Source organism: Cerasibacillus sp. (assembly GCF_036516575.1).
Taxonomy (GTDB): Bacteria; Bacillota; Bacilli; order Bacillales; family Amphibacillaceae; genus Cerasibacillus.
The window spans coordinates 179,887-202,799 of sequence record NZ_DATBTY010000083.1 but is presented as its reverse complement, the minus strand read 5'-3'; the positions used below and the strand labels follow the sequence as shown (position 1 = coordinate 202,799).

General features: G+C 36.1%; 24 protein-coding genes and 1 other annotated feature. All 24 genes read left to right on the top strand.

Annotated elements, in window-relative coordinates; all coding sequences use genetic code 11:
* The first annotated feature begins 108 nt into the window (after window positions 1-108).
* Window positions 109-288 (top strand): 30S ribosomal protein S21, encoded by a 180-nt coding sequence (rpsU, locus tag VIG73_RS15575; RefSeq protein WP_331643711.1) that lies wholly within the window; start codon window positions 109-111, stop codon window positions 286-288.
* A gap of 18 nt (window positions 289-306) precedes the next feature.
* Complete coding sequence (locus VIG73_RS15570) at window positions 307-753, top strand: GatB/YqeY domain-containing protein (RefSeq protein ID WP_331643709.1); 447 nt, start codon at window positions 307-309, stop codon at window positions 751-753.
* Window positions 754-940: 187 nt separating this feature from the next.
* Complete coding sequence (locus VIG73_RS15565) at window positions 941-2,269, top strand: nodulation protein NfeD (RefSeq protein ID WP_331643707.1); 1,329 nt, start codon at window positions 941-943, stop codon at window positions 2,267-2,269.
* A 72-nt stretch (window positions 2,270-2,341) separates the two neighbouring features.
* The gene (gene floA, locus VIG73_RS15560) at window positions 2,342-3,352 is read left to right on the top strand and encodes a flotillin-like protein FloA (protein WP_331643705.1); all 1,011 of its coding nucleotides are present in this window, start codon (window positions 2,342-2,344) and stop codon (window positions 3,350-3,352) included.
* Window positions 3,353-3,378: 26 nt separating this feature from the next.
* Complete coding sequence (locus tag VIG73_RS15555) at window positions 3,379-3,918, top strand: hypothetical protein (RefSeq protein ID WP_331643703.1); 540 nt, start codon at window positions 3,379-3,381, stop codon at window positions 3,916-3,918.
* Window positions 3,919-4,017: 99 nt separating this feature from the next.
* Window positions 4,018-4,302 carry a sporulation protein YqfC gene (gene yqfC / locus VIG73_RS15550; protein ID WP_331643700.1) on the top strand — a complete coding sequence of 95 codons (285 nt, stop codon included), beginning with the start codon at window positions 4,018-4,020 and terminating at the stop codon, window positions 4,300-4,302.
* Between the two features lie 20 nt (window positions 4,303-4,322).
* Window positions 4,323-5,543 (top strand): sporulation protein YqfD, encoded by a 1,221-nt coding sequence (gene yqfD / locus VIG73_RS15545; protein ID WP_331643698.1) that lies wholly within the window; start codon window positions 4,323-4,325, stop codon window positions 5,541-5,543.
* Between the two features lie 28 nt (window positions 5,544-5,571).
* On the top strand, window positions 5,572-6,534 hold the full coding sequence (locus VIG73_RS15540) for a PhoH family protein (protein WP_331643695.1): 963 nt from the start codon (window positions 5,572-5,574) through the stop codon (window positions 6,532-6,534).
* 33 nt (window positions 6,535-6,567) lie between these two features.
* On the top strand, window positions 6,568-8,694 hold the full coding sequence (locus VIG73_RS15535; RefSeq protein WP_331643693.1) for an HDIG domain-containing metalloprotein: 2,127 nt from the start codon (window positions 6,568-6,570) through the stop codon (window positions 8,692-8,694).
* Between the two features lie 2 nt (window positions 8,695-8,696).
* On the top strand, window positions 8,697-9,164 hold the full coding sequence (gene ybeY, locus VIG73_RS15530; protein ID WP_331643691.1) for an rRNA maturation RNase YbeY: 468 nt from the start codon (window positions 8,697-8,699) through the stop codon (window positions 9,162-9,164).
* On the top strand, window positions 9,154-9,519 hold the full coding sequence (locus VIG73_RS15525) for a diacylglycerol kinase family protein (protein WP_331643688.1): 366 nt from the start codon (window positions 9,154-9,156) through the stop codon (window positions 9,517-9,519). The genes ybeY and VIG73_RS15525 overlap by 11 nt, the downstream gene beginning before the upstream one ends.
* 147 nt (window positions 9,520-9,666) lie before the next feature.
* Window positions 9,667-10,572, top strand: coding sequence for a GTPase Era (gene era / locus VIG73_RS15520; RefSeq protein ID WP_331643686.1), 906 nt, complete (start codon window positions 9,667-9,669; stop codon window positions 10,570-10,572).
* A 108-nt stretch (window positions 10,573-10,680) separates the two neighbouring features.
* Complete coding sequence (locus VIG73_RS15515) at window positions 10,681-10,818, top strand: YqzL family protein (RefSeq protein ID WP_331643683.1); 138 nt, start codon at window positions 10,681-10,683, stop codon at window positions 10,816-10,818.
* A gap of 23 nt (window positions 10,819-10,841) precedes the next feature.
* The gene (gene recO / locus VIG73_RS15510; protein ID WP_331643680.1) at window positions 10,842-11,588 is read left to right on the top strand and encodes a DNA repair protein RecO; all 747 of its coding nucleotides are present in this window, start codon (window positions 10,842-10,844) and stop codon (window positions 11,586-11,588) included.
* A gap of 53 nt (window positions 11,589-11,641) precedes the next feature.
* Window positions 11,642-11,812: a binding site (T-box leader), on the top strand.
* A gap of 57 nt (window positions 11,813-11,869) precedes the next feature.
* Window positions 11,870-12,751, top strand: coding sequence for a glycine--tRNA ligase subunit alpha (glyQ, locus tag VIG73_RS15505; protein WP_331643677.1), 882 nt, complete (start codon window positions 11,870-11,872; stop codon window positions 12,749-12,751).
* On the top strand, window positions 12,748-14,832 hold the full coding sequence (gene glyS, locus VIG73_RS15500) for a glycine--tRNA ligase subunit beta (protein ID WP_331643675.1): 2,085 nt from the start codon (window positions 12,748-12,750) through the stop codon (window positions 14,830-14,832). The genes glyQ and glyS overlap by 4 nt, the downstream gene beginning before the upstream one ends.
* Window positions 14,833-15,187: 355 nt before the next feature.
* Entirely contained in the window at window positions 15,188-15,823 is a 636-nt protein-coding gene (locus VIG73_RS15495) for a helix-turn-helix transcriptional regulator (RefSeq protein ID WP_331643673.1), read from the top strand.
* 20 nt (window positions 15,824-15,843) lie between these two features.
* On the top strand, window positions 15,844-16,659 hold the full coding sequence (locus VIG73_RS15490) for a pyruvate, water dikinase regulatory protein (protein WP_331643671.1): 816 nt from the start codon (window positions 15,844-15,846) through the stop codon (window positions 16,657-16,659).
* Window positions 16,660-17,008: 349 nt separating this feature from the next.
* Window positions 17,009-18,820, top strand: a complete 1,812-nt coding sequence (dnaG, locus tag VIG73_RS15485) for a DNA primase (RefSeq protein WP_331643669.1) — start codon at window positions 17,009-17,011, stop codon at window positions 18,818-18,820.
* A 37-nt stretch (window positions 18,821-18,857) separates the two neighbouring features.
* Window positions 18,858-19,973 (top strand): RNA polymerase sigma factor RpoD, encoded by a 1,116-nt coding sequence (gene rpoD / locus VIG73_RS15480; protein WP_331643667.1) that lies wholly within the window; start codon window positions 18,858-18,860, stop codon window positions 19,971-19,973.
* 38 nt (window positions 19,974-20,011) lie between these two features.
* Complete coding sequence (locus VIG73_RS15475; RefSeq protein WP_331643665.1) at window positions 20,012-20,572, top strand: hypothetical protein; 561 nt, start codon at window positions 20,012-20,014, stop codon at window positions 20,570-20,572.
* 80 nt (window positions 20,573-20,652) lie between these two features.
* Window positions 20,653-21,015, top strand: a complete 363-nt coding sequence (gene cccA, locus VIG73_RS15470) for a cytochrome c550 (protein WP_331643663.1) — start codon at window positions 20,653-20,655, stop codon at window positions 21,013-21,015.
* Window positions 21,016-21,089: 74 nt separating this feature from the next.
* On the top strand, window positions 21,090-21,803 hold the full coding sequence (locus VIG73_RS15465; RefSeq protein ID WP_331643660.1) for a tRNA (adenine(22)-N(1))-methyltransferase: 714 nt from the start codon (window positions 21,090-21,092) through the stop codon (window positions 21,801-21,803).
* Complete coding sequence (locus VIG73_RS15460) at window positions 21,796-22,911, top strand: Nif3-like dinuclear metal center hexameric protein (RefSeq protein WP_331643658.1); 1,116 nt, start codon at window positions 21,796-21,798, stop codon at window positions 22,909-22,911. Before VIG73_RS15465 ends, VIG73_RS15460 begins: the two co-directional genes overlap by 8 nt.
* Window positions 22,912-22,913 lie beyond the last annotated feature (2 nt).

Below are 22,913 nucleotides of genomic sequence, written 5' to 3'. Positions count from 1 at the left end.
AAGCTGTTGACCTTGAACATACCATATATTATAATGGCAAAAGGCATGAGAATTTTTTGTCAATGCCTTTAGAATTTGTTTTTGTTGCTTCGGAGGGAGGGAAATAGCATGTCAAACACAACCCGTGTTCGTAAAAATGAGTCTCTTGAAGATGCTCTTCGTCGCTTTAAACGTAATGTTTCAAAAAGTGGAACGCTATCAGAATATCGTAAGCGTGAATACTATGAAAAACCAAGTGTTCGTCGCAAAAAGAAATCTGAAGCCGCTCGAAAAAAGCGTAGATACTAATAAAGAAGGTGCCATTTCATGTCCATGTTAGAACAATTAAATAAAGATATGAAAGAAGCGTTGAAAGCAAAAGATAAAGAGCGACTTAGTGTCATTAGAATGGTAAAAGCTTCACTACAAAATGAAATGATTAAACTTGGAACGAACAAATTGTCAGAGGATCAAGAACTCACAATTTTATCAAGAGAGTCTAAACAACGAAAAGATTCCCTCCAAGAATTTAAAGCAGCGAAGCGTGAAGATCTTGTTGAGAAAATCGAAAATGAACTCGATATTTTACAACAATACATGCCAGAACAAATTGAGTTTGAAGAGTTAGAGCAATTAGTAGAACATACGATTCAGGAAGTCAATGCATCTTCTAAAAAAGATATGGGAAGAGTCATGGGCGCTCTAATTCCTAAGACTAAAGGAAAAGCAGATGGCGCTCTGGTCAGTAAACTTGTTCAACAAAAATTATCATAATGAATTTACAGGATTCCTTACAAATTTTGTAAGGAATCTTTCTGTATCTCACACCACATTCTGAAAACACTACTATGATTTCCCCGAAATTTTGTGTATGATTTTAATGAATGTCCCTATTAATAAAATATGAAACCAAATATAACATGAATACGTATAACTAATAAAGGCGTAGGGAGGTGAATGTATGGTAAAACGAATAATTGTTCCATACATAATGATTGTTTGTGTCATGTTTGGAATGTTTTTAAGCGACGGATTAGTTGTTGAAGCAAATGAAGAAGGTCGCGGTAAACTTGTGTATGTCATTCCTGTTGAAAAGGAAGTCGAACGTGGGCTTGAGGCATTTATGAAACGCGCTACAGATGAAGCGGTTAAAGAAGGAGCCAATCACATCATTTTCGAGATTAATACACCAGGTGGTCGTGTTGATGCTGCTGGGCATATAGCAACAATCTTACAAAATCTAGAAATTGAAACGACTTCATTTATCATAAATGATGCATTATCAGCTGGTTCATATATAGCTTTGAATACGGATAATATTTATATGAGGCCACATGCGACGATGGGAGCAAGTGGAGTGATAACAAGTGATGGAAATGCCGCTGAGAAAAAAGCACAGTCAGCGTGGATTGCTAAAATGGGTGAGGCAGCCGAATCTAAAGGTAGGGATCCACTCTATGCCATAGCTATGGCGGATGAAAGTATTGATCTACCTGAATACGGTGCAAGAAAAGGTGAATACTTGACCTTAGGTGCGAAAAATGCCGTCAAAGTTAAATATGCTGAAGGTATCGTACAAAATCGGACAGAATTATTATACGAACTCGGTTTAGATAAAGCGACGATCGTGGAAACTGAGCCGACATTTGCTGAAGAAATAGCACGTTTCTTAACAAATCCAATTGTTGTGCCGATTTTGCTATCCATTGCCAGCCTCGGATTAATTGTCGAGTTGTATTCCCCAGGATTTGGAGTTCCAGGAACGATGGGCTTAGTGTCACTCATTTTGTTCTTCTACGGTCATGTCGTAGCTGGTCTAGCTGGGATGGAAGCTATTCTATTGCTTATCGTTGGGATTGCTTTAATCATAGCTGAATTTTTTGTTCCAGGGGGGATTCTAGGTTTGCTAGGTGGCGGAGCAATTGTCGGCTCGCTGTTCTTGTCCGGAGCCAGTGTATCACATATGGCTTTAAGCATTTTTATCGCTCTCGTTGTTGCAGTCGTTGCTTCAGTAATTCTTTTTAAAAAAATGGGTTTAGAAAAAGGACTTTTTCGCCATATTATTTTAAAAGATAGCACAACGACTGAAGAAGGGTATGTGGCACATGCTAATCGTCTCGAATTAATTGGCTTGGAAGGTCAGACGATTACCGGACTCAGACCATCTGGAAGAGCCGAATTTCAAGATGAAACACTTGATGTTATTTCAGAAGGAACTTTTATTCAACAGGGTGAACGTGTTAAGATTGTCAAAGTTGAAGGAGCGCGGATTGTCGTTAGAAAAATTTAAGTTATCAAAGTCGGCATAATTTTCTTTGCCAACTTAGATATAGATTATATTACTTATTAGGAGGAATGTTTAATGGAGTTAGGAGTTCTAGAATTAACACCATTTATATTGATTGCAGTCGCGTTAATTGCACTAGCTATTTTATTTACATTTATTCCAGTAACGCTATGGATTAGTGCTCTAGCAGCTGGAGTAAAAGTTGGAATCTTTACTTTAGTAGGTATGCGTTTACGACGTGTTATACCGAGTCGTGTGATTAATCCACTCATTAAAGCACATAAAGCCGGGTTAAAAGTAACGACGAACCAATTGGAAAGTCATTATCTTGCTGGAGGTCATGTTGATCGTGTTGTGAATGCATTAATTGCGGCTCACCGAGCTAATATTGAGCTTACTTTCGAAAGAGCGGCAGCTATTGACCTTGCGGGTCGTAATGTTCTAGAAGCTGTTCAAATGAGTGTTAACCCTAAAGTAATTGAAACACCGTTTATTGCTGGTATAGCGATGGACGGAATTGAAGTAAAAGCCCTTGCACGTATTACGGTGCGTGCGAATATTGACCGCCTCGTCGGGGGAGCTGGTGAAGATACAGTTATTGCCCGTGTTGGTGAAGGGGTTGTTAGTACAATCGGTAGTTCAGATTCTCATAAACAGGTACTGGAAAACCCAGATTCCATTTCACATACTGTGTTGGCAAAGGGCCTTGATGCTGGAACGGCTTTTGAAATTTTGTCCATTGATATAGCAGATGTTGATATTGGTAAAAACATTGGTGCGATTTTACAAACTGACCAAGCTGAAGCAGATAAAAATATCGCACAAGCGAAAGCGGAAGAACGTCGCGCGATGGCTGTTGCACGCGAACAAGAGATGGTTGCTCGTGTTCAAGAAATGCGTGCACATGTTGTTGAAGCCGAAGCAGAAGTACCAAAAGCCCTTGCAGAAGCTCTACGCTCAGGCAAAATGGGTGTTATGGACTATATGAACTATAAAAATATAAACGCCGATACAGGTATGCGTGATGCCATAAGTAAACTATCCAAGGAAAAGGATGAAACAGATGACAAAAAGCCTAAGAAATAAGCTTCTTGTCTTAAAGGAGGGACAGTATGGAAGGATTAATTGACTTAATCATGAATAATATCGTCATATTTGTCCTTATTGTTGGTGCAATTTTTAAGTTCTTTAGCGGTGAAACAAATGCTGGTGGGGAAGACAAAAAAAACACCCCACCTCAAACGGTTCAGCGAAAAAATCCGCAAATAGAACCAGTCCAACCGAAAACGAGTCCTGTTTTTGTCGGTGAGGTGGAAGAAGTAGAAGAGATAGAAACACCTGAAGAAATCATGTCAAATATTAACTATGAATTACAGGACCAATTAGAACGTTATCAAGAACGAATGAACATTAATACACCAGAATCAGTAGAAACAGTTGGTGAGATTGCTGGTGAAATTACAGATAGCATCGCTCAACAATTGCGTCCTAAAGGTGAACAGAACAACTTACGCTATGAACAATTTCAGAAACAAATGAAAGGCCAGCTTACAAAAGATGGCCTCATTGAAGGCATTATTATGGCAGAAATCTTGGGGCCACCACGAGCTTTAAAACCATATCGTTCTGTCCCAATGAGTCGACAAGGCTAGGTCATTAAGGACCATTTACATTTTATGTGAATGGTTCCTTTTTTTGTTCTTATTACATTAGCATATTCATACATATAAATGATGAGAGGAGGCTGCCATTTGAAAAAAATCCATCAACACTTACGTCAATTATTGGTCAATTATTTTTCTCTACCCTCAGATGCCGTCATGGAATTACCGCGGATCACAATGCTTGGCGACTTACACGTATATATTGAAAACCATCAAGGTATAGCCATTTTCAAGAATGATTTGCTACGATTAAATATCCCGAATGGGTTCATTCAAATAAGTGGTTCCTCTTTTAAAATAAAGATGATGTTACCAGAAGAATTATTACTAGAAGGTAAAATTGAACATGTATCATTTCTTTCTAAAGAATAAACGTTAATAAGGAGGCAGAGATGAAGCAATTACAAATATCATACTTAATCGGTTATGTGACGGTTCAAGTAAAAGGGATGATGCCAGAAAGGTTTTTTCAAGCATGTGTCGACCAGCAGCTTGCTATATGGAATATAGAAAAAACAGGGCAACATACGTGCATTGGTTCGTTAAGAAAAAAAGATATCCGCACGATTAAGGAAATGGCCCAACAAACAGAATACTCATTAAAAATCGTTGAAGAAAAAGGGTTGCCTTATATATTTAAAAACATATTAAAACAAAATCATTTATTAATCGGCTTATTTATAGCGATCATTTCTCTATTTCTGCTTTCAAATATCGTTTGGCGTGTTGAAATATCTGGTTTTCCTAAAGAATTAGAACAAAAAATAATGAAAACACTTAAAGGGTACGGGGTATACCCTGGTGCATTGATGTTTCGTGTCGATTCTCCAAGTAAAATCCAGCAACAATTACTTCATGATTTACCTGAGCTATTATGGGTTGGGATTGAAAAGAAGGGGACAAGTTTTCAATTAGAAGGTGTCGAAAAAATAATAGTTGAGAAGGAGAAACAAATCTCACCCCAACATTTAATTGCTGCAAAAGACGGTGTCATTCAAAAAATATTTGTATCTAAAGGTGTCTCACATGTCGCTACATATGATTATGTGAAAAAAGGCGACTTATTAGTATCAGGTAATCTATTAGATGATGCTGACATAGATGAAAATGAGAAAAAAAAGGACAGGCTTGTTGCTGCGACAGGTGAAGTGATTGCTAAAACTTGGTATGAGGTTGATGTAACCATTCCTCTTAAAGGAAATGATGAACAACTAACAGGAAAACAAACGAGAAAATTTTATTTAAATATCTTTCATGTTGATATTCCAATATGGAATTTTTCCCAGGTGGACTATGCTTTAGAAAAGAAGGAAACAGTTGAACATCCTTTATATTTTTTGAATTGGCGACTTCCATTTACTCTTGTTGAAAATGTTCATAGTGAAAAAGAGTTACTATCTTGGAAACGCACGAAGAAAACAGCTCTTGATATCGGAATAGAACAAGCATATCAGGAACTACGTCTCCTTTTAGGACCAAAAGCAAAGATCCTATCGAATAAAGTTTTGCATGAAGCTATCGAGCATGATAAAGTTATATTAACCTTATACGTTACAGTAGAAGAAAATATTGCAAAGCCACAACCAATTATCAAAAAATCAGAAAAAGATTGAATTGATTACAGTATCTAGGAGATTGATTATGACAGAAAACCATCAAACTTTGGAACTCATGTTAAGAGACCCGAATGAAGCACTTGGATTATTCGGTAATCACGATCGCTATCTTAAGCGTCTTGAGGAACAACTTTACGTAAAAGTTGTATCTAGAGGTGAGCAATTACGTCTTTCTGGGGAAGAAAAAAATATTCGGCTCGCTGAAAAGGTTATCACAGCTCTATTATCGATTATTCGTAAAGGAATGTCTATTACAGAACGTGATGTTGTTTATGCGATTGAATTAGCTAGAAAGGGTAATTTAAGTCAATTTGAAACATTATTCGAAGATGAGATTGCCAGAAATACAAAGGGTAAAGCCATTCGGGTTAAAACATTAGGTCAACGTGACTATGTTCATGCCATTCGCGAAAAAGATCTTGTATTTGGGATTGGTCCGGCTGGAACAGGCAAGACATACTTAGCTGTCGTCATGGCAGTTACGGCTTTAAAGCAAGGCCTTGTAAAACGAATTATTTTAACAAGACCAGCTGTGGAAGCTGGGGAAAGCCTAGGGTTTTTGCCAGGTGACCTAAAAGAAAAGGTCGATCCATATTTACGTCCGCTTTATGATGCGCTTCACGATGTACTTGGGGTCGAACAGACGATGCGATTAATTGAACGTGAGATTATCGAAATTGCCCCTTTAGCATATATGCGCGGTCGGACATTAGATGATGCATTCGCAATCTTAGACGAAGCACAAAATACAACTCCCGAACAAATGAAAATGTTTCTAACGCGATTAGGGTTTGGATCGAAAATGGTCATTACAGGTGATATATCACAGATTGATTTGCCGAAAGGCGTCCAATCCGGTTTGAAAATCGCTAGTCACGTATTAAAAGATGTCAATGCTATTACGTTTATTTATTTAACAGAAACCGATGTTGTCAGACATCCACTTGTTCAAAAAATTATCGAAGCTTACGATAAACATGTAGACTAGGATTGCTAGACTTGAGGAAATGAGGTGATTTTATTGAACTCTAAACGAACGAACTTTTTTCGCTCGATACTTAACATTAAATGGATCTCAATCGTACTTCCACTGTTAATATTAGGTGTCTTTCTCCTGTTTTTAACGCTGAATAATGTTTTTACAAAAACATATGATATTAAACGGTTTAATACAGCAAAAGAAACCATACGCTCACCCATTACAATTGAAAATGAAAACGAGACTGAACGAAAAACACGTGAAGCTGTGCAGTCAGTAGAGGATCGTTATAGCATATCAGAAGAAATTACTGAACAGCGTCTCCATTACATTGCTGAGATTTTTGAGGCCATTACAACATTGGAAAAGAAAGAATGGCAAAAAGATGAGGATGGATCAAACATCCCATTAAGTCATCAAGAAAAATTACAACAATTAAAGCAAATCCTGTCACCAGAGATTAAAGAACAAATCAATGACAGTGTATTCGCTTATATCATTGAGTTAGATGAAAAGGAAAGAAAACGTGGCAAAGAGATTGTTACTGAACCTGTTAAAGAAGTTTTAACGAGCGGTGTTCGAATGGAAAATAAGGAACGTGCGACATCAGAAGTACGTTCAAGTATTAAATATACAGACATCGATGAAGAATTCAAAAAAAATCTCACGAGAATTGCCGAATTTGCCATCGTTGAAAACTCATTTTTTGACTATGATAAAACGATGGAAGCACAAAAAGCAGCGGCTAGTAATGTAGACCCTGTCATCATTCGTGCAGGTGAAATTATCGTTCGCGAAGGTCAAACAATTACAAATGAAATCTATGCGGAATTAAAGCTTGTAGGTTTATTAAGTGAGGAACGTAATTTTTATCCAATTATCGGTTTAAGCCTTCTAATCATCCTCATCATATCGATTATTGGTTATGAAATGTATCGACTAGATCAGAAAAATCAGTTGGATAAAGGTGTTATTGTAGCTGTGTTATTGATCACGCTATTAATAGCTGCCTTAATGAAAGTTATGAGCACATTTACAACGGCAACGAATCAATTGTTTTACATAGTCCCCGTTGCAACAGGTGTTTTACTTATTAAATTGTTAATTAATGAAAGGCTTGCCATCGTTTTAGCTTCACTCATAGCGATATTAGGTTCTGTCATTTTTAATGGTGAAATTCCAGGTTCTTTAAACATTGAAGCTGGTATATACTTTTTCTTTTCACAAATGGCAGCTGTTATCTTTTTAATGAATGTTAAAGACCGTTTAACGATTATTAAATCGGGCATAGGCATGTCCCTTGTTAATATTACAACTGTTATATTATTTATATTCTTGTCTTTTGAGAAATATACCTTGCCTGATTTATTTTTACAATCAGGGTATGGAATAGCTTCTGCCTTTCTATCAGCTGTTTTTACAATTGGACTTCTTCCATTTTTCGAAACGGGGCTGGGAATTTTATCGGATATTAAGCTACTACAACTATCGAGTCCAAATCACCCGTTATTAAAAAAATTATTAACAGAAGCACCTGGCACATATCATCATTCCATTATGGTAGCGAATTTAAGTGAGACAGCTTGTGAAGCAATTGGTGTCAATGGATTACTTGCTCGAGTTGGTGCTTATTATCATGATATAGGTAAAACAGTCAGACCGCACTATTTCATCGAAAACCAATTAGCAATCCAAAATCCACATGATTTTATTGAACCAAGAGAAAGTGCTAACATTATCATTGCGCATCCATATGATGGTGTTGACATGTTGAAAGAATATAAAATGCCACAGGAAATCATCGATATAGCTGAGCAACATCATGGAACAACCTTATTAAAGTATTTTTATTTTAAAGAAAAGAAGAATGATGAAACAGTATTAGAATCGGAATTTCGCTACCCGGGTCCGAAACCGCAAACAAAGGAAACAGCAATTGTATCAATATGTGACTCTGTTGAAGCGGCAGTGCGTTCATTAAAAGAACCGACAGAAGAAAAAATTGAAGAAATTGTTGCTTCTATTATTAATGAACGCCTAACAGATGGTCAGTTTGACGAATGTTCAATTACATTTAAAGAACTGAAAATTGCACAACAAGCCATCTGTGATACGTTAAAAGGAATATTCCATTCACGTATCCAATATCCAGTTAAGGAGGAAGCATAATCATGCAAATCGATTGCACTGATAAAACAAAGTCATTAAAGGAAACGCATATTCAATTAATACATGATTTGTTACAATTTGCAGCAGAAAAAGAACAAGTTAATACAGAAGCAGAAGTTTCAGTTAGTTTCGTAACGAATGATGACATTCAAGTCATTAATCGAACATATCGGGGACGGGATGAAGTGACAGACGTTATCTCATTTGCATTAGAAGAAGAAGTAGAAGATGAATTAGAAATTCAATTTGAATCATCTCTTCCACAAGCACTAGGTGATATTATTATATCCGTTGAAAAAACGATTGAACAAGCTCAAGATTATGGTCATTCATTTGAAAGGGAACTTGGATTTCTAGCTGTTCATGGATTACTTCATTTGCTTGGATATGATCATATGAATGAAATAGATGAAAAAAAGATGTTTACACGCCAAGATGACATTTTAGGAGCGTTTGGGCTTGAAAGATAAGAAACCATATATTGGTATTAGGTATGCATGGGCAGGTATCTATTATGTGATAAAGGCAGAACGGAATTTTCGGATACATCTTCTCGTTGCTTGTTTAGTTATCATCACAGGCATCATACTCCAAATCAGTCGTTCCGATTGGTTAGGTGTCATTCTGGTGATAGGTCTTGTGCTTGTGACTGAAACAGTTAATAGTGCGATTGAGCGCATCATTGATTATGTTAAACCAGATATTCATCCAGCCGCTAAAATAATTAAAGACCTTGCAGCAGGTGCGGTATTAATTGCTGCTATTATCTCAGTTGCAGTTGGATTAATTGTTTTTATACCATATTTCCGTGAAGTATGGCGATAAGAGACCCTTATAATCAGGTCTCTTTTTGTTTTTTGTCTAATTTTCATACCTTTTTATAACCTTTGTCGAAAGCATGAAAAGATAAGTATTTTATAGTATGATATTAACAAATCAACTTAATTTATCCGATAAAAAGTGGAGGATTATATGCAAACCAATCATTACAAATCAGGATTTATATCAATCATTGGAAGACCAAATGTAGGGAAATCAACATTTTTAAATTATGTTATTGGTCAAAAAATAGCAATCATGAGTGATAAACCCCAAACGACAAGAAATAAAATTCAAGGTGTTTTAACGCGAGATGATGCACAGTTTATTTTTATTGACACACCAGGTATCCACAAACCGAAACACCGCTTAGGCGATTTTATGGTTAAATTAGCAGAAAACACATTAAATGAAGTCGATGTAATACTATTTATGATTAATGCTGAAGAAGGTTATGGTAAAGGGGATCAATATATTATGGATCGTCTGCAATCCATGAAGAAACCGATCTTTTTAATCATTAATAAAGTCGATTTGATCAATCAAGCCGATGTTTTTCCATTGATTGAATTATATAAAGAAAAATGCAACTTTAGAGAAATTGTTCCTATCTCAGCTCGAGAAGGAAATAATATACCAGAACTTTTAGATATGATTGCCAACCAATTACCAGAGGGACCAAAGTATTATCCAGATGAGCAAGTAACAGATCATCCGGAACGCTTTATTATTAGTGAATTTATTCGTGAAAAAGCACTACAATTAACACGTGAAGAAATACCGCATTCAATCGCAGTTGTGATTGATGCAATTGAAAAGCGATCCTCAAATACAGTCTATATTCAGGCAACTATTATTACGGAAAGAAAGTCACAAAAAGGGATTATCATCGGTAAACAAGGTAAGATGTTGAAAGAAATTGGTGTAAGAGCGCGGCGTGATATTGAAGCATTATTAGGTACGAGAGTGTTTTTAGAATTATGGGTAAAAGTACAAGAAGATTGGCGAAATAAATTGTATCATTTAGAACAATTTGGTTTTAATGAAGAAGAATATTAGTACTGGTAATTTTTAATCATCATTGTTTTTTCTATCAGGGATAATCTAAGAAGTGTCATGGCCTATGTCTGTTTAATAATTTTTTCAAGTATAAGGAAGGTGGATTTTATGATTGACTTAACTTGGAAATTATTTAGTAAAACAGGAAATATTGAAACCTATTTATTGTTAAAGGAATTGGAAGAAGAATTTATTTTACAAGAAGGTAATCAAGAGATGACATCTGGTCTAGATAATAAAGAATAGTGCATGAGGAGAGGGGAAAAAATGTGCTTGAGAAAATCGACGGAATTATTTTGAAAACCCAAGATTTTAGAGAAACACATAAAATCGTAACTATTTTCGGAAAGCATATTGGTAAGTTCACTGCGGTGGCTAGAGGTGCTAAAAAACCAAAAAGTAGAATGGCTGCCATCACGCAGCCATTCATATATGGAACTTTCTTGGTTTATTTACGTTCAGGACTTGGTACCATTCAACAAGGAGAAATAATCGAATCCTTTCGGCCTATTCGTGAAGATATTTATAAAACAGCATATGTAGCATATCTTTCAGAATTAACTTATAAAATTCTTGAAGAAAAAAAACCCCAAGATTTATTACTAAATGAATTGTATCAAACGATGCATTGGATTGCTGAGAAAGAAGAAGTAGATATTCCGATGATCATGTACGAACTTAAAATGTATGAAGTTGGTGGTTTTTCCCCAGTGCTTAATATGTGTGTGCGTTGCTTAAGTAAACAATTTCCATTTGCTTTTTCAATTAATGAAGGTGGACTTCTTTGCCAAAGTTGTCGTCATATAGATGACAATGCCTTGTCCTTATCTGATACATTAGTTAAGTTATTTCATCTTTTTCAACATGTTAGTCTTGATCGAATTGGAAACATTTCGGTGAAGCATGAGAATAAATTGTTATTTCGTCGCATACTTGACGCTTATTATGATCATTACGGTGGCTATTATTTAAAATCACGTCGTTTTTTAAAACAATTAAAGGATTTACAAGGATAATGCCTTATTACACTTGACATTTCATCTATGTCTAATGTATGATTTTACATATATTTCATGCTGGGATGGAGAAGAGTACTTACCCTCTAATTACTTCTAGCGAGTTCAGGATCGTGTGAGCTGAATAGTAAATTGGTAAGGAAGGCACTCTGGAGCATATTTTGATAAGCGGCTCATGTTATTATGAGCAAATAGGGTGGAACCGCGGATTAACCGTCCCTATGTCTCCAATAGACATAGGGACGTTTTTATGTATAAGCCTAGAAAACGGAGGGTCTATTATGAATATTCAAGAAATGATATTAAGCTTACAAAAGTTTTGGTCAAAACAAAATTGTATTATCGTACAGGCCTATGATGTTGAAAAAGGAGCAGGAACGATGTCGCCGATGACATTACTCCGCAGTCTTGGACCTGAACCTTGGCGCGCAGCTTATGTCGAACCATCACGTCGACCAGCAGATGGAAGGTACGGTGAAAACCCAAATCGGTTATACCAGCACCATCAATTTCAAGTTGTGATAAAACCATCTCCGGCAAACATTCAAGATTTATATCTCGATTCTTTAAAAGCTATAGGAATAAATCCTTTAGAACATGATATTCGCTTCGTAGAGGACAATTGGGAGAATCCAACGCTTGGCGCTGCAGGACTCGGATGGGAAGTATGGTTAGATGGTATGGAAATTACTCAATTTACTTATTTTCAACAAATTGGTGGCTTAGAGGCCCAGCCTGTTACAGTTGAATTAACATATGGAATTGAACGACTTGCTTCATACATTCAAGACAAAGAAAATGTATTTGACTTAGAGTGGACAGAAGGAGTTACGGTTGGCGATATTTTCTTACAACCTGAATATGAGCATTCAACTTATACGTTTGATCTATCAGATACTGATTTATTATTTAAGCTGTTTAATATGTATGAAGGAGAAGCTAAACGAATCATGGAAAAAGGACTCGTTTTTCCGGCATATGATTACGTCTTAAAATGTTCACACACATTTAATTTATTAGATGCGCGTGGAGTTATTTCAGTTACTGAAAGAACGGGTTATATCGGACGTGTTCGTAACCTAGCAAGAGAAATTGCCAAGTCCTATGTTGCAAAAAGAGAAGAGCTTGACTTTCCAATGCTTAAAAAGGAGGAAAATAAATGAGTACAGATGTTTTGTTCGAAATCGGTGTTGAAGAATTGCCAGCTCGTTTTATTGATCAAGCTGAGCGAGAATTAAAAGAACGTACCACATCATGGTTTAAAGATATGCGCATCCCATTTTCAGAGTTGGTCACCTTTTCTACACCGAGAAGATTAGCTATCTTAATTCGAAATGTAAGTGACCAGCAGGAAACGATAGAAGAAGAAGTACGAGGGCCAGCTCTCAGCATCGCCAAAGATGCTGCTGGAAACTGGACAAAAGCTGCCATTGGGTTTACAAGAGGACAAGGTAAAACAACAGATGATATATATACTAAGGATATCAAAGAAACGACCTATATCTTTATAAACAAACGAACGGAAGGACAACAAACAATTGATATTCTCCCTTCCTTTAAAGACATCATCCTATCTATTCCTTTTAATCAAACGATGCGCTGGGGACAAGAATCTATTCGTTATGCACGTCCAATTCGTTGGTTAGTCGCCTTATATGGTGACGAAGTAATACCGTTCGAAATAGCACAAATAAAGACAGATTGTATAACAAAAGGACATCGCTTTTTAGGGAGGGATATCCATATTTCCGAACCTAAACAGTACGAAACATTATTACAAAAAGAATTTGTCATTGTTGATGCGAAAAAGCGTGAAACCCTCATTTTAGAAGGGATTAAAGAAATTGAAGAAAAAGAAAATGTACAAATTCCAGTAGATACTAACTTACTTAATGAAGTGCGAAACCTTGTTGAATATCCGACGGTTTTTATGGGGGATTTCGAGGAAGAATTTCTCCAACTACCAGAAGAAGTGCTTATTATATCCATGAAAGAACATCAGCGTTATTTTCCGGTAAAATCAACAGAAGGTCAATTATTACCACATTTTATCGGTGTTCGTAATGGTGATCAATATGCCTTAGATACTGTTATCAAAGGTAATGAGAAAGTACTTCGCGCCCGTTTAGCTGATGCTCGCTTCTTTTATGATGAGGATCAAAATGTTGATATTAATGATTACCAAGAAAAACTTAAATCTGTTATTTTTCAAGAAAAATTAGGAACGCTTCATGATAAAGTACAACGCGTTAAGCAAATAACGAAAGAGATAACAGAGCGACTTAACCTAGACAAAAGTCTATCAGATAAGGCGGTTCATGCGGCATCATTAAGTAAATTCGATTTAATGACAAATATGGTTAACGAATTTACAGAATTGCAAGGTGTCATGGGAGAAAAATATGCTTTGCTAAAAGGTGAAACGCCTGAAGTGGCCAAAGCGATACGTGAACACTATATGCCACTTCATGCGCAGGGAGATTTACCGAATACAGATATTGGTTCCATCGTAAGTATTGCTGATAAATTAGATACGATTGTTGGTTGTATTCATGTAGGATTAAAACCAACTGGTTCTCAGGACCCTTATGGTTTAAGACGACAAGCGATTGGCATATTACGTATTATGGATAAAGGAAAATGGCATCTATCAGTAGAAGAGTTAGTACAAATTGCAGTTGAGTTATATATGAATCAGCATATTCCGGGTATGGAAGCAGAAGAATTAGCAGAAGCTGTATTAACTTTTGTAAATCATCGGATTGAATACTTATTTAAACAGCAATCAATTGAATCAGATGTGATTAAAGCTGTTATTGATCAAGAAATTGGTATTTTAACATATGCCAAGGATAAAGCACGGTTACTATCAGCTAAAAGAAATGATGAGTCCTTTAAAACAAACCAAGAAGCACTCGTCCGTGTGTTGAATTTATCTGAGAAAGCTGAGCGAGTTGAAATTGACGAAGAGGTATTTATTACAACGTCAGAAAAAGCACTTTATCAGGCCTATTTAGAAACAAAAGAAACGTATTTAAAAGCCGAAAAAGCTGATAACGCAGAACAAGCATTAAATGCATTGAGTAAGTTATCACAGCCTATTCATGAATTTTTTGAAGACAATATGGTTATGGCGAAAGAAGATGACGTTCGACATAATCGGTTAGCCTTATTGTATAGCATATCAACCCTTATCCGTTCTTTTGCCAACTTACAATTAATCGAGTGGAAACAACATTTTTAATGATTGAAAAGAGGCTGGGGCAATAGCGCTTTATCTAAGAAGAATATGAACGATGTGCATATACGCTTCTTAGGAAATATACTTCGATTTTCTGAAGCGGCAGGTGAGTCTCCTCATGCTAACGTACTCTAGGGTCTCACCGATGCCTTTTTCCCGCAACGGACAGGAGTCCTAGTGTTGGTGTAAGACGCAGGACGTGACCGTTATTTTTCAAATCGAATTCTTAACTCATTTATAATAACTAAATGATCGATGTTTCCAACAATTGTATGACATACATATCCTTTATCTCCTAAATCATATATAATATAATTATATATAGTATGTCATATTGAGCGGTAGGGTGGTGATTTAGGTGGAACTATCAGCAAGACAAAAGAAAATAGTAGAAATTGTAAAAGAAAATGGTCCGATTACGGGTGAAAATATTGCGGATTTCCTAAATTTAACAAGAGCAACTTTACGTCCTGACTTAGCCATATTAACGATGGCGGGTTTTTTAGAGGCTCGTCCTCGTGTGGGATATTTCTATACAGGCAAAACCGGGGCTGAGCTCTTAACAGAGAAAATAAAAAAAATTAAGGTTCATGAGTATGTATCGATTCCAATCGTTGTAAATGAAAGTGTATCGGTTTACGATGCGATTACAACCATGTTTTTAGAAGATGTCGGTACATTATTTGTTGTTGATGGCGAGGGGCTTCTAACTGGCATCCTTTCGCGTAAGGACTTGTTACGGGCTAGTATCGGTCAACAAAAATTAAGCGCCATTCCAGTTCATATTATCATGACAAGAATGCCCAACATTGCCGTTTGTCGAAGAGAAGACCCTTTATTCGAGGTGGCAAAACTACTCATTGATCGTCAAATCGATGGTGTTCCAGTTGTGCGAGATAAAGAACCTGGACTTGAAGTTGTTGGGAGAATAACAAAAACGACGATTACAAAAGCCTTTGTCGAATTAGTTACAGATTCTGACCAACACTTATAAGAAGAGGAAGGAGTAAACTGATGGAAGGAAAACCGATTGCATATGTCTTATCTGATTCTGTCGGAGAAACAGCTGAATTAGTAATGAAAGCAGGTTTAAGTCAGTTTAATAATGGGGAATATAAGATACAACGCATTCCCTATGTAAATGATCCAAAAACGGTTGATGAAGCCATGCAATTGGCTAAACAAGAAGCAGGAATTATTGGGTTTACCATTGTTGATCCAAAGTTAAGAAAATATATTAATGAACAAGCACAGCAATTAAATATTGCTGTTATTGATATAATGGGTCCGATGCTTAATGCAATGGAGTATGCGTTTCAGGAAAAGCCAAAGCTTGAACCTGGTCTTATACACAAATTAGATAAAGACTATTTTAAACGTGTCGAAGCCATTGAATTTGCTGTGAAATATGATGACGGGAGAGATCCAAGAGGTATTTCACATGCTGACATCATTTTAATAGGTGTGTCGCGAACATCGAAAACCCCTCTTTCGCAATATTTAGCACTCAATAGATATAAAGTAGCTAACATACCAATCGTGCCTGAGGTCGATCCACCCGAGGAATTATACCATGTTGATCCTAGAAAATGTATAGGTCTCAGAATTAGTCCAAGTAAATTGAATGACATCAGAAAAGAAAGGCTTAAAGCACTTGGATTAGGTGGGCAAGCAACGTATGCAAACATGAAAAGAATCCATAATGAACTTGAATATTTTGATAAAGTAGTCGGAAAAATTGGTTGTCGAGTTATTGATGTCTCGAACAAGGCTGTAGAAGAAACAGCAAACATCGTGATGCATTACATGCAAAGTAATTGGGATAAATAAACAAATCTGATGATTCTAGTCCAATAGAATCATATTGTTAGCATTTTCATGTGAAATGTACTACAATGTATTTCCATGAAAACAGATTTAACGACAATATAGTAGAAAATCTTTTGTGCTATATTCCGAAAAATAAAACATTGCCCAGAAAGAAGGATTCTGCTTTAAGATGTCGAATAAGTATAATATAGTATCTTTTATGCGGATGAGATACGCTGAATATGAAATGCAAAATAAGACCTTCTATGATAGACATGATTTTTTTAGAAGGAATTTTTTTCGAGTCTAGTAAGAAAAATGTCGAATTTTGCAGAATCATAGAATATGATGCGAATATAATCAAAGAATGGTGGTTGATTTGTCAAACTTTGTTCCTGAAGACGTCATCGAAGACATTAGAAATGCAAATGATATCGTTGATGTCATAAGTGATTATGTTCAGCTTAATAAGCAAGGCCGAAACTATTTCGGATTATGTCCTTTTCATGATGAAAAGACGCCATCTTTCTCCGTAACACAAGATAAACAGATCTTTCATTGTTTTGGTTGTGGAAAAGGCGGAAATGTCATTACCTTTCTAATGGAATTAGAAGGACTTACCTTTATTGAAACCATAAAATATTTAGCAGATCGTCGTGGTATTGAATTACCACAATCCATTGTGCAAACAACTAAGACACAAGCTACTTCAAGTGATGAACAAATCTTATCAGCGTATAAATGGCTAGAAAAACTCTATCACTATTTGCTAAGGTTTGCTAAAGATGGTCAAGAAGGAAAGGAATACTTTGCTAAGCGTGGCTTAACAAATGAGACAATTGATCTATTTAAGCTCGGCTATGCACCGAATCAGAAAACTTTTACAGCTTCTTTTCTCGAAAAAAAAGGTTTCCATCTACAACAACTACAAAAGGCTGGTATTCTAATTAACAAATCAAATGGGGAAACAATTGATCGTTTTTATGGACGAGTCATTTTTCCTATTCGCAATCATTTAGGTGTCATAGTGGGGTTTGGTGCAAGATCTATTGACAAGCAAGCACCGAAGTATTTGAATAGTTCGGAAAGCCAGTTGTTCCAAAAAAGCAAGCTACTTTATAATTTTGATTTAGCAAAGAAACATATCCGTAAAGAGAATGAGGCAATTTTGTTTGAAGGCTATATGGATGTCATCTCAGCCTATCAAGCAGGGATTAAAAATGTAATCGCAACAATGGGGACTTCATTAACGGAATCCCAAGCACGTTTGTTAAGGCGTTATGTTGAGACTGTAATCATTTGTTATGACTCTGATGAAGCGGGTATTGAAGCAACATATCGAGCAGCACATCTACTAGAGCAAGTTGATTGCCATGTGAAAATTGCTGTTTTAAAAGATGGCTTTGATCCAGATACGTATATTCAAACCTATGGTGGAGATAACTTTATTAATAAAGTCCTCCAACCAAGTGAAACGTTTATGTCCTTTTATATGCGTTATTTAAAAAAAGATTTTAAACTCCAGTCTAAAAGTGATCAATTACGTTATATTCAAACCGTCCTTAAAGAAATTGCTAAAATGAACAGTTCAATTGAACGCGAATATTATTTAAAAGTGTTAGCAAGTGAATTTAACATTACATTAGAATCATTAAATCAGGAAATTAAAACATTTTTAAAAACGAATCAAGATCAACAGGATAACCGAAAGAAAGATAGTTATACTAAGAAAGCCACTCATTTTTATCAACAAAAACGATTATTGCCGGCATATCATAATGCAGAAAGACAGCTCATTGTATATATGCTACAAGATCGGACGATAACTGATAAAGTAAAAGAAGAATTAGGTGTAGCTTTCAATATTGATCAACATAAGATTATTGTGACCCATTTATATGCATATTATGAAGAAGGGCACCCACCTGATATTAGCTTATTTATTGAGAAACTAGAGGATGAATCATTAAAACACTTAGTAGCAGAAATAACAATGACATCACCGGTATATGAAGTGAGTAGTGATGAAATTAAGGATTATATCCGAATTATTCGTGAAGAATATGAGGATGTTTCTTATATAAATAAATTAAAGAAAGAACAAAAAATGGCCGAACAGCAAAATGATCCGCTTACTGCAGCGAAAATAGCATTAAAAATAATCGAACAACAAAGAAAGTAAGAATACGATGGACTTGAATTTTGAAGGAGGGGGACTCATGGCTGACAAAACAACAAATGAAATCAATGAATTTGACCCAGAAATGACTTTAGATCAGGCCAAAGAGCATCTTGTAGAAATAGGGAAAAAGCAAGGCACCCTAGAATATGAAGAAATTGCAAATAAATTAGCACATTATGAACTTGATTCCGAGCAAATTGATGAATTCTATGAATATTTAGAAGAAAAAGGAATCGAAATTAACGATGACTCAGATGAAGATACGGATGAAACACCGAAGAAAACGGAAAATAAATCACCAGACTTAGGTGTTCCACTCGGAATCAAAATAAATGATCCAGTCCGTATGTATTTAAAAGAAATTGGACGCGTTGATTTATTAACAGCTGAGGAAGAGGTAGAATTAGCCACTCGTATAGAACAGGGGGATGAAGTTGCTAAACGTCGTCTTGCTGAAGCTAATTTGCGATTAGTGGTAAGTATAGCTAAGCGATACGTAGGTCGTGGTATGCTATTCCTCGATCTAATTCAGGAAGGAAATATGGGTCTCATTAAAGCGGTTGAGAAATTTGACCATACGAAAGGGTTTAAATTTAGTACGTATGCTACATGGTGGATTCGTCAAGCCATTACACGTGCTATTGCTGATCAAGCGCGGACGATCCGAATTCCTGTTCATATGGTTGAAACGATTAATAAACTTATTCGTGTGCAACGTCAATTATTGCAAGACTTAGGACGTGAGCCGACACCAGAAGAAATTGGTGATGAAATGGATTTAACGCCTGAAAGAGTGCGTGAAATTTTAAAAATTGCCCAAGAACCTGTCTCATTAGAAACACCAATTGGTGAAGAAGATGATTCGCATTTAGGTGACTTTATTGAAGACCAAGAAGCTGTTTCACCATCTGATCATGCAGCATATGAATTATTAAAAGAACAACTTGAAGATGTATTAGATACATTAACTGATCGCGAAGAAAATGTATTAAGACTTCGTTTTGGTTTAGATGATGGGCGTACACGAACGCTAGAAGAAGTTGGAAAAGTTTTCGGCGTAACTCGTGAAAGAATTAGACAAATCGAAGCAAAAGCACTACGAAAATTAAGACACCCTAGCCGCAGTAAACGATTAAAGGACTTTTTAGATTAAATCGATAAACCGAATCGTTACTTTATGGGGTGAGAGAGATGTTAGACGAGCGCTCAAAAATCATTATAGAAGAAATAAAATTTTGGAAAGAACATAAAATACTTCCAGAATCATATTGTGATTATCTCATAAATCTCTATTCAAAAGGTGAGCCGGTAGAGCGAGGCGAAAACAAATCATTGCGATCAGGTGGACAGCCTCTCCTCCTGATCCAGCTCTCTCTCATCACACTTATGATACCGTTTTCATTTCTTGTTATTTATTTTACCGAATTTCACCCTCTAATGCAAACGGGAATTTTAAGCCTGTTTATTGCATATGCACTTTGGTTATTTTATGACTTAAAAAAACATCAGATCAAGTGGCTCTATGTTCCGTTACTAGCCCTTCTATTTTTAATATTATTTTCAACAGAATATATTGGTCAATTAATTATTACTGATCATTGGGTATCGGGAATCATAATTGTATTGAATTTTAGTGCATGGTATATTCTAGGAAAGAAAACAAAATTAAAATACGTGAAATATAGTGGTATCATCGGCTTATTAATGACGTGTATTTATTTTGTTTATAATTTTTCACACGTTGTACTTTAAACTGGAACGATTTTCGAGTAAGATAGTATATAGCTCTATGCTACATATAATAAAAAGGGATTCATAAGGAGGAAAAGAGCATGAAAAGAAACCCACTTATCCCTTATGGAATCATTGCAATCATAGGGATACTTGCTATAGTTATTGTTGCTGGAATGGGAGTAGGCCAGCGTGAAGCACTTCAAGCAGACCAAAATGGTGAAGGGCCTGTTGAAGAAGCAGCTAGTGACGATCCACAAGCACTGTATGACGCGAATTGTTTATCTTGTCATGGAGCTGATTTAAGCGGTGGCATGGGTCCAGACATAACAGACGTAGGCAGTAAGATGTCTGTTGAAGAAATTTCTGAAATCATCCAAAAAGGTCGAGGTGGCATGCCAGCCATCCAAGTTAGTGTCGAAGAAGCTGATTTAATTTCCGAATGGTTAAGTGAAAAGAAATAATTCAATATTTAAAAGAAAAGCTTTCTGCAAGCCAGAAAGCTTTTCTTTTACCGGTTGAAAATGAGGATACGCATATGAAAGAAAAACATTTACCAATTTCAAAACGACTTAAAACAATTGCAACATATCTCTCCCAGGGAAGTTACTTTTTAGATGTCGGTTCTGATCATGCCTATTTACCATGCTATGTCTGTCAACATGATCATAAAGCGCAAGCCATTGCAGGGGAGATTAATGAAGGGCCGTTTTATAGCGCTAAACAAACTGTTGAAAAATATGGTTTATCTAATCGAATTGATGTCCGCCTTGGTGACGGTTTAGATGTCCTCAATGATAGTGATGCCCCATTTGAGCTTGTTATTGCTGGAATGGGTGGTACATTAATTAAAAAGATTTTAGGAAGAGGACATCAACTATTAACACATTTTAAACGTATTATCGTACAGCCCAATATAGATGAAAGAGATGCTCGAATAGCTCTTCTTCGTTTAGGCTATACAATTACACATGAACATTTAATTAAAGAGAACGGACATATTTATGAAATCATTGTTGCCGACTTTATAAATAGCAAAGAAATGGAAAAGTGGGCAGAGAAAGATTTATTATTAGGAAGACAACTGCAGTTTGAACGCCATCCTTTATTTATAGAAAAATGGCAGTCAGAACACCGAGCCCGGGCACGAATATTATCACAAATGAAACGAGCAAAAAAGAAAAATGATGAAAAAATGGCTCGATTTGAACGCGAGTTAAGTTGGATCGAGGAGGTTTTAGATTATGAGTAGGAAGCGAACGACTTTAGACATTTTTACTCTAATGGAACAATGGGCACCGAAGTTTCTCGCTTATGATTGGGATCCGGTCGGACTGCAAGTTGGTTCGTATCATAAGACAGTCGATAACGTACTTGTAACACTTGATGTAACTGAAGAAGTTGTTGATGAAGCGGTTTCGAAAGACGTGGATTTAATCATTGCCCACCATCCACTATTGTTTAACCCGATTAAGCAATTGAATTTTGATGATCCACAAGGAAGAATGATCAAAAAATTAATCAAACATGAAATAGCAGTGTATGCTAGCCATACTAATTTAGATATTGCTCAAGGTGGTGTCAATGATTTATTATGTGACGCATTAAAGATTAAAAATCGCACACCACTCATTCAAACATATGAAGAATCTTTATATAAGGTAGCGGTATTTGTTCCGAAAACACATGTTCAAGCAGTGATGGATGCTTTAAGTTTAAAAGGAGCAGGTCACATTGGTAATTATAGTCACTGTACATTTCAAACGCCAGGCCAAGGTACATTTAAACCATTAGAAGGATCTAATCCATTTATTGGTCAAGCAAACAACTTGACGACTGTTGATGAAGTTAAAATTGAAACCATTGTCGAACAATCTAAATATGAACAGGCGATTGAAGCAATGATTCATGCCCATCCATATGAAGAGGTAGCTTATGATGTATATCCACTAAAAAATAAGGGGAAGTCCCTTGGCTTAGGTCGTATTGGCCAATTAGAACAACCAATAAGTCTAGAACTGCTTTGTCAACATGCGAAAAAGGCTTTTGATGTACCAGCACTACGAGTGGTGGGGAATCTAATCTCTGATGTTAGTAAAGTTGCCATTGTTGGTGGTAGCGGGGAGAAATATATAGTACAAGCATTTGAAGCAGGAGCAGACGTTTTGGTAACAGGAGATATAACATTCCATGCTGCTCAAATGGCACAAGAAATGGGTTTAGCTATTATAGATCCTGGCCATCATATTGAAAAGATAATGATAGAAGCTACTAAAGCATACTTAGAATCTGCTCTTAATGATGAAGCAATTGAAGTGATTGCCTCACAAGTTAATACGGAACCATTTCAATTTATTTAGTT

Bases quoted from the DNA above. Each gene is read 5' to 3' on its own strand.
- rpsU (WP_331643711.1), top strand. From the start codon at position 109: ATGTCAAACACAACCCGTGTTCGTAAAAATGAGTCTCTTGAAGATGCT.
- VIG73_RS15570 (WP_331643709.1), top strand. From the start codon at position 307: ATGTCCATGTTAGAACAATTAAATAAAGATATGAAAGAAGCGTTGAAA.
- VIG73_RS15565 (WP_331643707.1), top strand. From the start codon at position 941: ATGGTAAAACGAATAATTGTTCCATACATAATGATTGTTTGTGTCATG.
- floA (WP_331643705.1), top strand. From the start codon at position 2,342: ATGGAGTTAGGAGTTCTAGAATTAACACCATTTATATTGATTGCAGTC.
- VIG73_RS15555 (WP_331643703.1), top strand. From the start codon at position 3,379: ATGGAAGGATTAATTGACTTAATCATGAATAATATCGTCATATTTGTC.
- yqfD (WP_331643698.1), top strand. From the start codon at position 4,323: ATGAAGCAATTACAAATATCATACTTAATCGGTTATGTGACGGTTCAA.
- VIG73_RS15540 (WP_331643695.1), top strand. From the start codon at position 5,572: ATGACAGAAAACCATCAAACTTTGGAACTCATGTTAAGAGACCCGAAT.
- ybeY (WP_331643691.1), top strand. From the start codon at position 8,697: ATGCAAATCGATTGCACTGATAAAACAAAGTCATTAAAGGAAACGCAT.
- era (WP_331643686.1), top strand. From the start codon at position 9,667: ATGCAAACCAATCATTACAAATCAGGATTTATATCAATCATTGGAAGA.
- VIG73_RS15515 (WP_331643683.1), top strand. From the start codon at position 10,681: ATGATTGACTTAACTTGGAAATTATTTAGTAAAACAGGAAATATTGAA.
- glyQ (WP_331643677.1), top strand. From the start codon at position 11,870: ATGAATATTCAAGAAATGATATTAAGCTTACAAAAGTTTTGGTCAAAA.
- glyS (WP_331643675.1), top strand. From the start codon at position 12,748: ATGAGTACAGATGTTTTGTTCGAAATCGGTGTTGAAGAATTGCCAGCT.
- VIG73_RS15490 (WP_331643671.1), top strand. From the start codon at position 15,844: ATGGAAGGAAAACCGATTGCATATGTCTTATCTGATTCTGTCGGAGAA.
- rpoD (WP_331643667.1), top strand. From the start codon at position 18,858: ATGGCTGACAAAACAACAAATGAAATCAATGAATTTGACCCAGAAATG.
- VIG73_RS15475 (WP_331643665.1), top strand. From the start codon at position 20,012: ATGTTAGACGAGCGCTCAAAAATCATTATAGAAGAAATAAAATTTTGG.
- cccA (WP_331643663.1), top strand. From the start codon at position 20,653: ATGAAAAGAAACCCACTTATCCCTTATGGAATCATTGCAATCATAGGG.
- VIG73_RS15465 (WP_331643660.1), top strand. From the start codon at position 21,090: ATGAAAGAAAAACATTTACCAATTTCAAAACGACTTAAAACAATTGCA.
- VIG73_RS15460 (WP_331643658.1), top strand. From the start codon at position 21,796: ATGAGTAGGAAGCGAACGACTTTAGACATTTTTACTCTAATGGAACAA.